The 12,584-nt window shown below is 42.9% G+C and carries 11 protein-coding genes and 1 pseudogene; 6 read left to right on the top strand and 6 right to left on the bottom strand.

Annotated elements, in window-relative coordinates:
* Nucleotides 1–42: 42 nt before the first annotated feature.
* Nucleotides 43–963: an RluA family pseudouridine synthase gene (locus JUI58_RS18840; protein ID WP_204105354.1), complete on the top strand. Its 921-nt coding sequence runs from the start codon at nt 43–45 to the stop codon at nt 961–963.
* 8 nt (nt 964–971) lie between these two features.
* On the opposite strand, the gene glsA is transcribed toward JUI58_RS18840, so the two are convergent.
* Complete coding sequence (gene glsA / locus JUI58_RS18845; RefSeq protein WP_204105355.1) at nt 972–2,015, bottom strand: glutaminase A; 1,044 nt, start codon at nt 2,013–2,015, stop codon at nt 972–974.
* Between the two features lie 90 nt (nt 2,016–2,105).
* Here glsA and JUI58_RS18850 point away from each other — a divergent pair, with 90 nt between their 5' ends.
* The 3 genes from JUI58_RS18850 (at nt 2,106) to JUI58_RS18860 (ending at nt 4,020) form a co-directional block, all read left to right on the top strand.
* Nucleotides 2,106–2,585, top strand: a complete 480-nt coding sequence (locus JUI58_RS18850) for a nucleoside deaminase (protein ID WP_239121573.1) — start codon at nt 2,106–2,108, stop codon at nt 2,583–2,585.
* Nucleotides 2,586–2,653: 68 nt separating this feature from the next.
* On the top strand, nt 2,654–3,388 hold the full coding sequence (locus JUI58_RS18855; RefSeq protein WP_204105356.1) for a DUF1995 family protein: 735 nt from the start codon (nt 2,654–2,656) through the stop codon (nt 3,386–3,388).
* A gap of 98 nt (nt 3,389–3,486) precedes the next feature.
* Complete coding sequence (locus JUI58_RS18860) at nt 3,487–4,020, top strand: peroxiredoxin (protein ID WP_204105357.1); 534 nt, start codon at nt 3,487–3,489, stop codon at nt 4,018–4,020.
* Between the two features lie 63 nt (nt 4,021–4,083).
* Here JUI58_RS18860 and galE read toward each other — a convergent pair whose 3' ends face one another.
* The 3 genes from galE to JUI58_RS18875 form a co-directional block, all read right to left on the bottom strand.
* Nucleotides 4,084–5,088, bottom strand: a complete 1,005-nt coding sequence (gene galE, locus JUI58_RS18865) for a UDP-glucose 4-epimerase GalE (protein WP_204105358.1) — start codon at nt 5,086–5,088, stop codon at nt 4,084–4,086.
* 65 nt (nt 5,089–5,153) lie between these two features.
* Nucleotides 5,154–6,677, bottom strand: coding sequence for a tetratricopeptide repeat protein (locus tag JUI58_RS18870; protein WP_348539924.1), 1,524 nt, complete (start codon nt 6,675–6,677; stop codon nt 5,154–5,156).
* Nucleotides 6,674–8,983 (bottom strand): glycosyltransferase family 2 protein, encoded by a 2,310-nt coding sequence (locus JUI58_RS18875; protein ID WP_204105360.1) that lies wholly within the window; start codon nt 8,981–8,983, stop codon nt 6,674–6,676. The genes JUI58_RS18870 and JUI58_RS18875 overlap by 4 nt, the downstream gene beginning before the upstream one ends.
* 535 nt (nt 8,984–9,518) lie before the next feature.
* On the opposite strand from JUI58_RS18875, the gene JUI58_RS18880 reads away from it, so the two are divergent.
* Entirely contained in the window at nt 9,519–10,448 is a 930-nt protein-coding gene (locus tag JUI58_RS18880) for a glycosyl hydrolase (RefSeq protein WP_204105361.1), read from the top strand.
* Here the strand turns inward: JUI58_RS18880 and JUI58_RS18885 are convergent.
* Nucleotides 10,441–11,403: a hypothetical protein gene (locus JUI58_RS18885; RefSeq protein ID WP_204105362.1), complete on the bottom strand. Its 963-nt coding sequence runs from the start codon at nt 11,401–11,403 to the stop codon at nt 10,441–10,443. The genes JUI58_RS18880 and JUI58_RS18885 overlap by 8 nt on opposite strands.
* A gap of 80 nt (nt 11,404–11,483) precedes the next feature.
* Between JUI58_RS18885 and JUI58_RS18890 the strand changes: the two genes are divergently transcribed.
* The gene (locus JUI58_RS18890; protein WP_204105363.1) at nt 11,484–12,359 is read left to right on the top strand and encodes a glycosyltransferase family 2 protein; all 876 of its coding nucleotides are present in this window, start codon (nt 11,484–11,486) and stop codon (nt 12,357–12,359) included.
* A 56-nt stretch (nt 12,360–12,415) separates the two neighbouring features.
* Here JUI58_RS18890 and JUI58_RS27850 read toward each other — a convergent pair.
* Nucleotides 12,416–12,584, bottom strand: a pseudogene (locus JUI58_RS27850) (1-acyl-sn-glycerol-3-phosphate acyltransferase); the annotation flags it as partial.

The raw sequence follows: 12,584 nt of genomic DNA on the forward strand, positions 1-12,584 counted from the left end.
TTTAACTAAATAAAAATTTATTTAAGGTCAGTATAAATTCAGATGGATTTCCGCGTCACACAGGATAAAGAACGGTTGGATCGTTGTTTGGCTCATCAATTACCCGATATGACCCGATCGCGCTTACAAAAGCTGATTGAAGGGGGTCAAGTTCATCTGAATGGAGAACTTTGCACGACCAAAAAAACCTTAGTCTCTTGCGGTGATACGATCGCCTTACACCTACCGGATCCCGAGCCTTCTTTAACCCTAAAACCCGAAAATATTCCCCTTGATATTCTCTACGAAGATACCACAATTATTATTGTCAATAAATCGGCGGGAATGGTCGTTCATCCGGCTCCCGGTCATTATAGCGGCACGTTGGTTAATGCCCTTTTACATCACTGTCACGATCTTGCGGGGATTGGGGGTGTAGAACGTCCTGGAATCGTTCATCGCTTGGATAAAGATACAACAGGGGCGATCGTCGTGGCTAAAACTGATTTTGCCCTACAACATCTCCAAAAACAAATTCAAAGCAAAACTGCCCGTCGGGAATATCTCGGTATTATTTACGGTACCCCTAAAACTACGGCAGGCAAAATAGATGCCCCCGTTGGTCGTCATCTAGGCGATCGCAAAAAAATGGCAGTAGTTTCTGTCGCGGGAGGGGGACGAAATGCGATTACCCACTGGCAAGTTCTGGAACGATTGGGCAACTATACCCTCATGCAATTTCGCTTGGAAACCGGGCGCACGCATCAAATACGGGTTCATAGCGCCCATTTTGGCCACCCCCTTGTCGGGGATATTACTTACGGTTCTCGGCGATCGCTGGGGGTTAATTTGTCCGGTCAAACCCTACACGCGCATCGGTTATGTTTAGAACATCCCCTTTCTGGAGAACCCATTGAAGCGATCGCCCCTCTTCCTTCTGAGTTTATCAAACTGCTCGATATTCTCCGCAAACGAAATCGATAAGCAATCTTCTACCAACCATCGGCTGATTCATTACTATCCAACCATTCATTGAGATTTTTATCGGCTTTAACAGTATCGAAAAGGTGCAGGCCAAACTTGCGAGAGAGATCCTTGCAAACCTCAATACCGCGAACACTATTTCCTGTCGCATCGAGGAGAGGAGAAAAGACCCCCATACCCAATTTACTCGGAACAGCCGCCAAAATGCCACCACCGACTCCACTTTTAGCGGGAATACCTACCTCATAAGCCCATTCTCCCGAATAGTCATCTAAGCCGCAAGCAATCATCATACTCAGGACATCGCGGACATAACGTTCGTCGATCGCCCGTTCTTTGGTGATGGGGTTAATGCCACCATTGGCTAAAGTTGCGCCAATAACGGCTAAATCTTTGGCATTCACCAAGATAGAAGAGTGTTGAAAATAGAGATCAAGGGTTTCTTCAATGCGATCGCCGATCGCGCCATAATTGAGCAAAAGATGGGCGAGGGCGCGATGGCGGTGTCCGGCGGCTTTTTCGGAGAGAAAGACGGGAAAACTAATGTTCACTTCTCGCCCAGTATAGAGATAAAATTTCTTCAAAATGCGATTGAGGCGGTCTGTGGTGCTATTCCCTTTAATTAAATCCGTCACGGCGATCGCCCCAGCATTCACCATTGGATTATAGGGAAGTTTGCTTTGTTCGTCTAGAGCGACGGTATTGGCGGATTCTCCTGCGGATTTAATACTTACTTTACTGCGAACTATCTCTCGACCGCAATCTTCTAAGGCCATGCCATAAACTAAGGCTTTGGAAATTGACTGTAAGGTGAAGTGGCGATCGCTATCTCCCACCTCAAAAATTTTCCCTGCCGTTGTCACCACGGAAATGCCAAACCATTCTTGTTTAGCCGCAGCCAATTCGGGAATATAGTCGGCGATCGCCCCATCATCGAGGCTTAAATATTTTTCGTGGAGACTGGTGAGATAGGATTGAAAAGGGGTTGTTGTGGGGGGCGTGGCCGCCGTTTGTAGTGGCTTAATTAGCGGTAGATTAGAATCAACGATCATGGTTGCAAATCCTTATGGGGGGATGCGAGGTGATTAATAAACTTTTTTCAGCACAAGGGCAGAGATTCCGGAAAATCAGGATAATTAATCATGTCGTTAGAATTGAACGAAAAAATTTATCGCATCCATAGGGAATGGATGTCTCGCGCTTTGGAATTGGCCAAGGAAGCAGGAGAAGCAGGGGATGTTCCCGTGGGTGCAGTGATTGTCGATCGCCACGGAAGGGCGATCGCTGAAGCAGCAAACCGCAAGGAACGCGATCGAGACCCCACGGCTCATGCAGAGGTTTTAGCCCTGCGTCAGGCGGCTAGGATCCGGCAAAGCTGGCATCTTGAAACCTGTACCCTTTATGTCACTCTTGAACCTTGTCCCATGTGTGCAGGGGCTATCCTTCAAGCTAGATTGGGTCTATTGGTTTATGGGGTGGACGATCCCAAAACTGGAACTATTCGCACTGTTCTCAATCTTCCCGATAGTCCTTGTTCCCATCACACTTTATCTGTTATTGCTGGAATCTTGGAAACTCCTTGTCGAGAACAATTACAATATTGGTTTCAGCAGCGAAGATGAGCGATCGCTTTCTTTGCTCAGATGCCCTTCTCCATTGATAATTAAACATTGTTCATTATTGACGGAAAATGGTCCCCAGCACTTTAGAAGATGCGATCGCCCAAGCCAAAGAAGCCGTACAAACTGCCCTCAATTCTGGCTGTGGTAGAATTATCGTCGATTTGGCTATCCCGGAAATTGCCCTACAAGCCCAAGCGATCGCCCTTGAATTTACTGCAATATTTGCCGACTATGGCGAAGGGCTAAAGGTGATGTTTCCCGACTCAGGTGCGGCTGCATTGGCAAAACGGGACTGGGGAGAAAAGGAATTTAAAACAACGGATCTCGGCAGTCGCTTCACTCCCATCGATCGCAAAATCTCCCCAGAAGATCGCCTTTTTTTATTGGTTTGTCCCTCCGCAGTGGAAATTGAGTATGTGGAAAAATTGTGCAATTTGGCTGGCGATCGCCCTGTTATCATGTTAATTCCTCAATTGGAAAGCGTGGCAACTGTCGGGATCGGCTATGCTGCACGTCAGTTAAGGGAGCGTTTCCTTAGTACCTTAGAAACGGCTTATTTTCTCAAGCCTTTTGAAGGAGGTGCTATTTATCGCTTTTATCCTTCTCTCTGGCAAGTATGGGTAGAAGGAACCACAGGATTACAACTCATTGCTGAAGAACCACAAAAACCAGCCGGCGATCGCTTGGAAAATATCCTCATGGGTAAGACAGACTCGCAAAGCGACGCAACTTCCTCCGCAAAACCGAAAAAAACTGGTTTTTTGGGCAATTTACAAAAAATGCTCAAGGCTTTAAATCAGTAAAATTAAGTATTTATACTGATTTACCTTTCGCTATCTAAGAATTATTCTTAGATAAGAATGGATTAAATAAAATCCTCTAAAGTTTAAGGAGAAACAAAATGACTGTAATTGATAAAGTACCCGACGTAGTATTTAAAACCCGAGTTCGCGACGAGTCCCTTGGTGGCGAAAACCCCTTTCGTTGGCAGGATGTCACCACTCAAGAGCTTTTTGGCGGTAAGCGGGTTGTTGTCTTTTCCCTTCCAGGAGCCTTCACCCCGACTTGCTCTTCGACTCACCTCCCTCGCTACGAGGAACTCTACGAAGAGATTAAAGCACAAGGAGTTGATGCAGTTATTTGTGTCTCAGTTAATGATGCCTTTGTTATGTTCCAATGGGGTCAAAAATTGGGTGCAGATAAAGTATTTTTGCTTCCCGATGGTAATGGCGAATTTACCCGCAAAATGGGAATGTTAGTGGATAAGTCTAATCTCGGTTTTGGGATGCGATCTTGGCGCTATTCAATGGTTGTCAATGATGGGGCGATCGAGAAGGTATTTGCTGAACCTGGTTATGCCGATAATTATCCCGCAGATCCCTTTGAGGTTTCTGATGCTGACACCATGTTGGCTTATTTAAAGGAAAAGAAATAGGAAAGGGAATCCTCATAGGTACTTAAATCCTTTATTTTGGCGATCGCATTATCACTCAAAGTTCTAGCGATCGCCATGTCGTTGCTGATGCCATTGCCAAGCATGGGCGATAATCTCTTCAATTTTAGTATATTGAGGATTCCAGCCTAAGACTTTGCGAATTTTTTCACTTGTCCCCACCAGTTGAGGCGGATCTCCAGGACGGCGATCGCACTCCAATACGGTAAAATCTTTTCCAGTTACTTTTTTGGCCGCTTCAATCACTTCTTTAACGGAAAATCCGGTGCCATTGCCTAAATTAAAAACTTCAGTTTTTCCTCCTTTTAAAAGATAATCTAATCCCAAAACATGAGCGCTGGCCAAATCGTTAACATGAATGTAATCTCGGATGCAGGTTCCATCTGGAGTCGGATAATCTGTTCCAAAAATAGAAATAGCCTCTCGTTTTCCTAAAGCAGTAAATAAAATTAGAGGAATGAGATGAGTTTCGGGATTGTGATCTTCTCCCAAACGACCTTGAGGATCGGCACCAGCAGCGTTAAAATAACGAAAACGTACCGACCGAAAATCATAAGCGCGATCCATATCTGCCAGCATTTGTTCCACCATTAATTTACTTTGGCCGTAAGGATTAATCGGTGCTGTGGGATGATCTTCAGGAATAGGAAAAGTTTGCGGAACCCCGTAAACCGCACAAGTAGAAGAAAAGACAAATTGATTCACTCCTGCCTTTAACATGGCTTCAAGGAGAGTTAAAGTGCCAACAACATTATTGTGATAGTATTTGTCTGGTGCCGTGACAGATTCTCCTACATAAGCATAAGCCGCAAAGTGCATGACTGCGGTAATATTGCGCGTAGAAAAGAGCTTATCTAAAAGTTCGCGATCGCAGGTATCTCCCACGATTAATTCTACCTTTAAAATATCTTCGGCAAATTCCCGGTGTCCGTAAACAAGATTATCGAGAATAATCACTTGATATCCTGCTTTTTGTAGGGCAAGAACGGCATGAGAACCGATATATCCAGCCCCTCCGGTGACTAAAATTGTTGCTTGTTTTTTGTCCATTTTTCCCACAGTTGAATTTTAATATTTTTACAATTTAAGAATGTTCCACAGGCTCATTAAATTAACTAGAAGGAAAATTTTAATTGACCGTAGAAAGTTTCTTGATTGAAATCACCGCTATTATTTCCAGAATACCACGGATTATTGGAATGACGATATCCTAATTCTATGCCAAAATCATCAGAAAAGGCAACATTACAGCGTGCTTGATAGGTGAAACTATCTTGAATGCGATCGAGATAAGATTGCTGTCCTAAACCAACAGAGAGACGACACTCCGTATTTTTAAAGACTTCTCCTTCCCAACCGACTTCACCACTATACAAAAAGAATCCAGGTGGGGCAAAATATCCCGTTTGTGGGTCTTTTTGATAACTCCAGCCGAAGAGTAAACCAGAAACAAAAAAATCACCAAAAGATCGTTCGGCTTTGGCGACAAATTGATGCTCAACATTCCCATCATTATAAAGTCCTAACTGATAATACAAAAATAACCAAGTATCCCGATCGATTTGCCAAAAGAGACTGGGATTAAATTGCCAAGCAGCAAGATGATTTTCCAAGGTTTGGACATTCTTTTTATAGGCTTGATAACGAACAATACCAGCGAGGGAAAGATCGGTAGTGATAGGATATTCAGCTTCTAGGAAAAAACGAGGCACGGTGGGAAGGCGATCGAAAACATCAAAACCGATCGCACTATCTAATTTTAGTTTATCGATTTGTCCTTCGATCCCAAACTCGACGTTAGTATTATTGAGTGGCGTAAAAAAATCTTGCTGAAATGAACCCACTCCGACAGAAATTCTCTGTAATGTATTACTATTATGAAAGCGGAATTTTGCGGCTTGGGTCAGGAATTGATTTAACTCTCCAGAACTGTTTTCCTCTCGTTCATAGCGGCTTTCTAATTGAATGGCTTGAATTTCAGCTAAAATCTCTAAGGCTTCTGGATGTTCGCTGTCTAACAAGGGTTGTAAGATTGCTAAAACTTGAGAGATTTGATGTTGCAATAAATAGATTTTAGCCAATCCCAAACGGACTTCAGGAACATCGGGAAACTGTTCAAAAGTATCTAAATATAGCTCGAGGGAGGCTTGAGTTTGACCCAGCCAAAATAAGACTTGGGCTTTGCCAACTCGTGCTTGGACTTCATTGGCATCTAAGTCTAAAATTGTTTCATATTCGGCGAGGGATTCAGTAAACTTTTTCACCCATCCTAAAACTTCTGCTAACCCCAATCTTGCAGGAATATAATCGGGATTTTCTCTCAAGATATCTCGATAAAGGGCGATCGCCTCTCTAAATTCTCTCGACCAACTGGTGACTTGGGCGATCGCTATTTGTGCTTCTAGATTGTTGGGTTCTACTGCCAATAAGCGCCGATAAACATCGAGACTCATTGGATAATTTTCCGTATAAGCATAGAGTCTTGCTAGGGCTTCTAGTGCCTCAGAATTGGAGGGATTTTCGACGATAATAGCTTCATAAACCGCGATCGCCTCTGCTACTTTCCCTTGATTTTCCAATTCTTTTCCCCGTTGAAGTTCGGAGGATAAATCAAGTGCTAAATTGACTTCTACGATTATTGAGGAATTGTCCCGAGGGGAATGATAGAGGGACTTTTTACTTTTTTTTTAGTTTGTTCGGGAAGAGAAACGAGGATAGTTTCTCCAGGAAGTGGGACACTAGCCTCAGCCACAATATTGGTGATTTCCCAAGGTTCTGATTCCACTTGTGTATTTTGTGTATTTTGTGTATTTTCTGCTCCCGAGGCAAATTCCCAAGGGCGATCGTTCAAGTCGGCCTTTTCATCTCCCTGTTTTTCTGACTCTAAACTGGCAGTTAGCTGCTCTTTTTGTCCCTCTTGATGGGAGAAAAATTCTGCATCAAATTCTGTAAAAATTGGATTATTCGTATCGTCTTGATAGTGCGTTCCCGTTTCCTGAAAAATCTCTTGATTATCTCGCGCAAATGCTTCTTGATAAGCAGAAATTGCCGAGGGTGCGATCGGTTCGGATATCCAAGGAGAATCTGTCAGTTCTTCTGCACTGGGAATACTAGCAACCAGGGACTCGGAAACTTGAGTTTCAGCAACTTGGGTCAAAGGCTCTCCCAAACCATTTGCTTGAGCCAATTGAGAGTTACCGGGAATAGGAATCTTGGGGGCATCTTTAACAATCGTTTGTATCCCTTCTTGACTTCTCATTCCTGCGGCTGTAGCAAACAAACCGAAGGTAAAAACTAAAGCGACATTGTGCATGACATATTTATGCAGTTGGGGCGCATTTTCGCGGATATGCAACCAGATTATAGCAAGGATTAGGGTAATATAAATACCACTATTGACGAGAGTGAGGAAATAATAGCCTTTTGCGTGTTGAATTTCCCCCAGAATGATAACGGCGATCGCGCAAACTAAGCCCAAGAGAAAATAAGGAAAGAGAACTTGAATCGGTAAAGGTTTGGGGGCATTTCCTCCCTTGGGGGTAACGCGAAAAGGGAGTTCTTTCTTGAGAATACAACTTACCGTTGCATTGTAAACCCCGGCCAAAATCCACGGCCAGCGAGCAAATTGAAAAAGAACGGTTTCCCAGCTTAAAACTTTGGCGTTTTTAGGGCGCAACCATTGCCGACTGGCGACCCAATTCACGGGAGCAACACAAGCTAAGGTTAAAGCCAGCGATCGCAAGAAAAATTCAAAATAACTAACTTTTACCCAAGGTTGGTCATTAATCAAGGCCAAAATGGGCAGAGAAGAACCAATCAGAATAGTAATGGCAAAGAAAGGATACCAAAGTTGAGCAAAGATAAATTGGAATTTGAGATGGGGTTTTAGACCCTTCCAGTAACGCGGGGTAATGGCAAGCAGTACCACCATCAAACTTCGCGACCATTGATATTCCTGCACCAGAAAATCAGCAAAACAACCGGGACCGTCTCCGTGGGCTTCTGCATCAAAGGCAAATACTCCTTGCCAGCCTCGGGAGTTCATCATTAAAGTGGTGGTGTGATCTTCTGCCAATTCGGGGCCTAACCCACCAATATCCTTGACTGCTTGGGCGCGGACGGCATAATGACTGCCAATACATAAAGGAGCCCAACCATCGTTATAACCAGCCTGTAGGGAACCGTGCATCGTCGCTTCAGCAAAGAGTCGTGCATTGACTACCCAACTTTCATGACTATTCGCATCGCAGATACTCGGTGCCGCAACATAACCCACTTTGGGGTTCACAAAAGGGCGGATCATGGCTTCTAAATAGCCCAATTCGGGAACGTGATCCGCGTCCAGTTGTACAACGACATCATAGCGATCGTAACCATATTTATCGTAAAAATACGCAAGATTTCCTTCTTTACAGCGAGTGCGACGGGGCCATGTCGGTTGATGGTATTCGGCGATCCCCTTGCGAGTGGAAACTTGTACTCCATTTGCCTTACACCAAGCAACGGTTTCGGGTTGGGGGTCTTCATCTGCCAGCCAATTATCGTGAGGATGAGACTGGGCTAACATCGCTTCAACGGTTCTTTGTACGATCGCCCAAGGTTCCGAGGGGGCTTTTGTCACCACCATAGCCACTCGCCAATGATCGGGAATCTCAATCTTGGGATTAGGTGTTTTCATCCGTGCCACGAAGTAAAAATAATACCCAGGTAGTAAGGTATTCCACGCAATCAGGAGGGTATTAATGGACATTCCCATCCAAGTGATAACGTGGTGGTGATACAGCCACCAATGCCAAAACCAAATCAAGGTAACAAACCAAATTGACACTAAGATGAAAAAAGTTCTTTTCTCACTTTTAGACATAACATCAACTAAAAAGCGCTTAGTATCGGGAACTTCTGCGTAAAGAGAAGTTGCTCGAGATGGCTTGGTATATGGATTCATGGCAACTCTTAAATATTAGTAAATGGCACCATTTCTAGTCCAAAAAATTCACGATCGCCGATGGCAGAACTTGGCGATATTTGTATTGGGAAATTAGAATCTCACTGAGAGAATAACAAGATTCTTCAGGGTGATAAATATAGAAAAGTTGATAACAATTCGATATTGCGATCGACATTTAGGCTAATTTTTGTCTCATGCTCTTTATACTGATGAAGGTTTTGCGTATTTGTACTGAAATAATATTAGCCATTTGATGGGCATTAAAGAAATAGCTAAAATATAATTTTTACTGAAACTTTAAATTTAAGACTTGTTTTGTAAAGATTCGGTAAAGTTCGTGAGGTTTCAAGGAGGAAAACATAAAATACATACTTAGAGTCATTTTTGTAAGAAGTTTTCTTAAATCCTACTATAAATTTAGATTTTCACATCCCAATGTCTTTGCCGAGTGTTATATTCATCTATATTTAAGTCTGTCGCATGGTTTTTGCTGGGTCTCTTGATTACTATTCTCAGCATTTTTTATTTAACGATGTATTCACCATTTTTGGCTCAGTCTATCCCCACAGTTGCTTTAGGAGTTTACGATCCCCAAGGTGATTTTGGTGAGGAGAATATCCTGATCGAGCATCATTTTGTTCCTTGGCGTTTGAATGATACACAAGAATTAAAAACGGCCTTAGAGAGTGCAAAACAGCGCGATCGCCTGCCTTTAATTAGTCTTGAACCTTGGCCGTGGGAATGGAATGAGATGGTAGGAGAAACCTTATTTACGGATATTCTGACGGGAAAATACGATCCAACTCTCAAACAAATTTTCAAACTTTTTCGAGAGGAAAATTCACAGAAAATCTTGTTGCGTTGGGGTCACGAAATGGAGATTATTGGACAATATCCCTGGTCGAGTGCTAATCCTCGCGATTATATTGCTGCTTATCAATACATCGTCGATCTATCGCGATCGCAGGGTGTGAATAATCTGCTTTGGGTTTGGTCTCCCGCAGGCAATCAAAATGCAAAATATTACTGGCCGGGTGCTGATTATGTTGATTTTATTGGCATTTCCATTTATGCCACCAAGCACTGGAATAAATCGTGGAATGGACAAGAAATGGCTTCTTTTCAACATTTAATGCGACAAAAATATGGATTGGCCAACCACTTTAATAAACCCCTCATTGTGGCAGAAGTTGGCGTTGCAGGAGACGCGATCGCGAAAACTAAATGGTTAAAACAGGCTATGATGGCGATCGTCAATTTTCCCCGTTTAAAAGCCTGGGTGTATTTTAATCAAGTCCAACCCGATATCGTCCCGCTTTCTATCGGACAACCTCACTGGGAATTAGAGCGATCGCAAGTTAAACAGTTAGTAAAAACTTGGCAAAATGTCAATCAAAATCGGTTATCTTCAGAAAATATTCAGGAATTTCTCGAAACTGCGGCACGAGAATCCATTAATTGAAAAACTTTTGTAGTTTTTTGCGAGCTTTATTCTTATACTTGATAAAAGTGCTATAAAAATCTTCCCATTGTAATAATACATCGGCGGGTAATCCTGTCAAACCGCTTTCTGCTTCTAAACATTTGCGCCGCGAGAAACTCATGGGATCTGCATAAGTTCTTGATGTTGACATCAGGGGCTTATAGCCGCACCAGTGAATGATCGCTGCATCATCATTTTCTACCAGTGGTCCGGTTTTTGTCATTGGGAAACGTTTCTCTAAATCCTTCTGTTCGTAATTGGGTGCAAGGACTTGAAAATCTGCATTTCCCACGCGAATTTTACCCGCATCAGAGGCACGCCAGAGCATAAAATTGAGAAATCCCATGTCTCCATATTTGAAAATATGAGGATAGCGATCGATAAAATCCAAAATTTCTATATATTCTTCTAAGGAAAAAATATCGCGACTGGCAAAATAAACTCCAGGACAACAATATTGCGTGCGATGCGATCGCCAATCAAAGTCAGGAAAATGTTTTTCTATCTCTTCAATATCAAAGAAATACTCAATAATCTCCTCATCCGGATAATTATAGTTTGGTGCGTCCATAATAACATCAAAATTATCAAAATCTGCAAACTTGAGAACATTTCCCCAAATATTCGTATCAGCATCGAGAATCAAAAAATGCTGCCAAGGACTCTCCCAAAAAGCAATTAAACGAGTCGTCCCCCAGCCAAAGCTACGCTCTCGCAAAAGCTCATTTTTGATAGTTTTATGATTAATAATTGTTGCATTGTAAGCCTTTTCTAAAGATTCCGTGGAAAATGTCCCATCAACAAGTAAACATAAAGGAACATCTCCCAAAAAATGACGAACACTGGCGCAGGCTCCTTTCGCTAACAAATAATCTTGAAAACAACAAGCAATAATAACGCCAAAATCATCGAGAGAAGAAGAGGAAGTATTCATCAGTAAAAATTTTGAGTATAGCGATCGCATTGCGGTACAACCATAATAAGTGTAACCTTTTCTTCCGCCCTAGCAATCCTATGAAACGTCTGGCAACCCTCTTGACTTGTTACAATCGTAAGGCGAAAACCTTAGAATGTCTCAATGCGCTTTTTCAGCAAAAGGATTTGGATAAAATCACCCTTGATGTTTATCTGGTGGATGATGGCAGTACAGACGGGACAGGAGAAGCGGTAAAAGAAGCATATCCCGGCGTTAAAGTCATTCAGGGGACAGGAAACCTATTTTGGAATGGAGGTATGCGCTTGGCGTTTGCAGAGGCGATCGCGCAAGACTATGAGGGTTATTTGTGGCTCAATGATGATACGATTTTATATCCTGATGCCCTGCGATCGCTCCTCGATACGGCGGAAAATTTGGCACAACAAGGATTTGAACAGGCGATCGTAGCTGCTTCTACCCAAGACCCCAAAACCCAAGAATTTACTTATGGGGGAATGAAGCAAAAAGGCTGGTTTCACCCTCCTTTTAAAATGCAGGAAGTTCATCCAATTAATACACCTTTAACTTGCGATACGATCTGCGGTAATTTTGTCCTCATTCCTCGCAATGTCGTTGCGGCGATCGGCAATTTAGACCCCCAATTAACCCATTATGCGGGAGATTGGGATTATGGATTGCGGGCAAAACAAGCAGGGTGTACGATTTGGATCGCCCCTGGATATCAGGGAACTTGTCCTCGCAACCCCAAACCCTCCCCAGAAAGTAAACTAGAGTTACAAATAGGATTACAGAAAATCCGACAGCCAAAGGGACTTGCATTACAGGATGTTACTTTGCATCCTTTGGTGGAATGGAAGGTCTTAATGCAGCGACACGGAGGGTTATTTTGGTTTATTTTTTGGTTGCTTCCTTATCGACGGTTGTTATGGAATTCATTGCGTAAAAAGACGTAACCATACTTGCAGGATGAGATGTAACAATTAACGAAAAAGCTGAACGTAAAACTAAATTATCGTCCCAAAGCGTGCAGAGAATTAATCGCACTCGCACACTTTTCTGTTACAGATTGTAGCTCATCTCTTTTACTCGAACTTGGAGGAGCGATCGCCTCACCAATTCGGACTGTTACAGGCACAAGATGAGGAAAATAAGAACCTTTTTGTAATATCTTTTCTGTT

It is taken from the genome of Spirulina sp. CCY15215, from assembly GCF_016888125.1.
Taxonomy (GTDB): domain Bacteria; phylum Cyanobacteriota; class Cyanobacteriia; order Cyanobacteriales; family Spirulinaceae; genus CCY15215.